At 70.2% G+C, this 2,723-nt stretch carries 4 protein-coding genes; all 4 read right to left on the bottom strand.

The genetic code is table 11. The features are described from left to right. On the bottom strand, window positions 1–535 hold a 535-nt coding region (locus RIF68_RS33555; RefSeq protein ID WP_309055247.1), incomplete at its 3' end, for an ABC transporter substrate-binding protein. A gap of 148 nt (window positions 536–683) precedes the next feature. Then, complete coding sequence (locus tag RIF68_RS33550) at window positions 684–1,451, bottom strand: SDR family oxidoreductase (RefSeq protein WP_309055246.1); 768 nt, start codon at window positions 1,449–1,451, stop codon at window positions 684–686. Window positions 1,452–1,479: 28 nt separating this feature from the next. Beyond that, window positions 1,480–2,241: a 3-oxoacyl-ACP reductase FabG gene (gene fabG / locus RIF68_RS33545; protein WP_309055245.1), complete on the bottom strand. Its 762-nt coding sequence runs from the start codon at window positions 2,239–2,241 to the stop codon at window positions 1,480–1,482. Window positions 2,242–2,434: 193 nt separating this feature from the next. Beyond that, the coding region (locus tag RIF68_RS33540) for a DUF3037 domain-containing protein (protein ID WP_309055244.1) at window positions 2,435–2,723 on the bottom strand (289 nt) is incomplete at its 5' end.

The raw sequence follows: 2,723 nt of genomic DNA, 5'->3' as shown, positions 1-2,723 counted from the left end.
CCGGGTACTCGGCCGGGTCCACCAGCGACATGGCGGGGGTGGCGAGGACGAAGGGGAAGGTCGCGTCCGGCCGGTTGAGGCGGAAGACGACACGGCGCTCGCCGACCGTCTCGATCGTCTGGAGGGAACCCAGCATGCCGTTGGGGCCGCCCTCGTGGTCGATGGTGCGGATGCGCTCGATGGAGTGCTGCACCGCCTTGGCGTCCAGTTTGTGCCCGTTGGAGAAGGTCAGCCCTTCGCGGAGCGTGCACTCGAACACCCGGCTGGACGTGTCCGTGAATTTGCAGTCGGCGGCGTCGCCCTGCGGGGTCGTACTGCCGGTCGGGAAACTCACGAGCGTCTGGAAGACATTCCGGAAAAGCTCCCACGAGTTGTCCCACGACGCCGCGGGATCGAGCGTGGAGGGCGAACTCGTCGTCCCTACGACAATTCTCTTCTCCCCGGCGGATTCACTGTCCGAAAACACACCGCATCCGGACAGCAGGGATATGGACGCAAGGGCTGCAGCGGCCTGCAGACTCGTCCGGTTGAACACGTGCACGCTCCTCGTTCAGCCTGGGGTCGGCCGACGATACCGCAGCACCCCGCCAGGTCAATCGCCGAGCCTGGCGGGGCACACGACGCATTCGCTCCGTAATCGGGGCCAATCCGGACAGGAATTCCGGAGAGTGTCCGATTATCGGTCAGCCGACACCGGCGTTCAGGAAAATGCCGCCGTCGACCACGAGGGTCTGACCGGTGATCCACGCGGACTGTTCCGAGGTCAGGAAGGCGGCGGCGCCGCCGATGTCCTCGGGGACGCCCAGCCGGCCCATCGGGTAGGCGGCGGCCGCCTCGGCCTCCCGCCCCTCGTACAGCGCCTGCGCGAACTTCGTCTTCACGACGGCCGGGGCGATGGAGTTGACCCGGACGACCGGCGCGAATTCGTGCGCCAGCTGGAGGGTCAGATTGACCATCGCGGCCTTGCTCATTCCGTACGCGCCGATGAACGGCGAGGCGGAGACACCGGCGATGGAGGCGATGTTCACGATCGCCCCGCCGTTCTCCTTCTGCCAGGCGTGCCAGGTGCGCTGCGCGAAGCCCAGCGCGGAGATCACATTCGTCTCGAAGACCTTGCGCGCGACACCGAGGTCGAGGTCCGCGATGGGCCCGAAGACCGGATTCGTCCCGGCGTTGTTCACCAGGAAGTCCACCCGGCCGAAGGCGTCCATCGCCGCGTCGACGGCGGCGGCCTGGTGGGCCTCGTCGTGGGCCTTGCCGGGCACTCCGATCGCCCGGTCGGCCCCGAGGCGCTCCACGGCCTCCTTGAGGGCCTCCTCGCCCCGCCCCGTGATGACGACCCGGTCGCCGCGGGCGACGAGCGCCTCGGCGATGCCGTATCCGATGCCCCGGCTGGCGCCGGTGACGAGAGCGACCTTGCCGGACGGTTCCGGCCTGTCCTGTGCGGTCATGCCCGCCTCCTCCTCTGGTTCGCGGACGTCAGTTGAGCGGGCCGCCGGCCACGTACATGACCTGGCCGGAGACGAAGCCGGCGTCGTCTCCGGTGAAGAACGCGATGGCGTTGGCGACGTCCTCGGGGCGGCCGACGCGCTGCACCGGGATCGCGGAGGCGGCGGCGGCCTGGAACTCCTCGAAGCCCATGCCGACGCGCTCGGCGGTCTGCGCGGTCATCTCGGTGACGATGAAGCCGGGGGCGACCGCGTTGGCGGTGACGCCGAACTTGCCGAGCTCCTTGGCGAGGGTCTTGGTGAAGCCCTGCAGACCGGCCTTGACGGCCGAGTAGTTGGCCTGGCCGCGGTTGCCGAGCGCCGAGGAGGAGGAGAGGGAGACGATCCGGCCGAAGCCTGCGTCGACCATGTGCTTCTGACAGGCCTTCGCCATCAGGAACGCGCCCTTGAGGTGGACGTTCATGACGAGGTCCCAGTCGTCCTCGGACATCTTGAAGAGGAGGTTGTCGCGCAGCACGCCCGCGTTGTTCACGAGGATGGTGGGCGCGCCGAGCTCGGCGGCCACGCGCGCGACGGCGGCCTCCACCTGGGCGCCGTCCGAGACGTCGCAGCCGACGGCGAGGGCGGTGCCGCCGGCGGCGGTGATCTTCTCGACGGTGTCCTTGCAGGCCGCCTCGTCGAGGTCGAGGACGGCGACGGCGCGGCCCTCGGCCGCGAGGCGGATCGCGGTGGCGGCGCCGATGCCCCGTGCGGCACCGGTGACGACGGCTACGCGCTGCTCGGTGGTGGACATGCTTGGTTTCTCCTCGCCCTTGGATCATCCGTGGATACGGCCGGCACGCTCTCGACCCGCTCCTGCGTCCCGCACATGAGCGACCGCTTAGTATCGTCCGCAGACGAGACGCTAGAAGCCCTGGCACCCGGTGTCAACGGCCCACCGGGTGCGCACCGTCACTCCTCGGTCACACGGGTGATCCCCGGTGCCCTCAGCGCACGAGGAGGTCGAGCAGCCGTTCCACCTCGGCCTCCGGGTCGGCGGTGAGACCGGTGTGCACGGGCCCCGGCTGGACCACGGTCGAGCGGGGTGCGATCAGCCAGCGGAAGCGCCGCCCCGCGTCGTCGCCCGCCGCCTGCCCGGCGGCGTCCCCACCCAGGCAGACCCCTTCGACGGCGTGCAGCGCCGCCCGTACGCCGGTCACGTCGGCCGCCGGGTCGAGCGCGGTCAGCTTGGCCTCGTCGAGGTGGGTGCGGGCCGCCACGAAGGACCGGGCGCGG

Origin of the sequence: Streptomyces sp. (assembly GCF_031178505.1) — a bacterium.
GTDB lineage: Bacteria > Actinomycetota > Actinomycetes > Streptomycetales > Streptomycetaceae > Streptomyces > Streptomyces gulbargensis.
The sequence above is the reverse complement of the archived record's forward strand: the minus strand, read 5'-3'. Positions and strand labels throughout refer to the sequence as shown.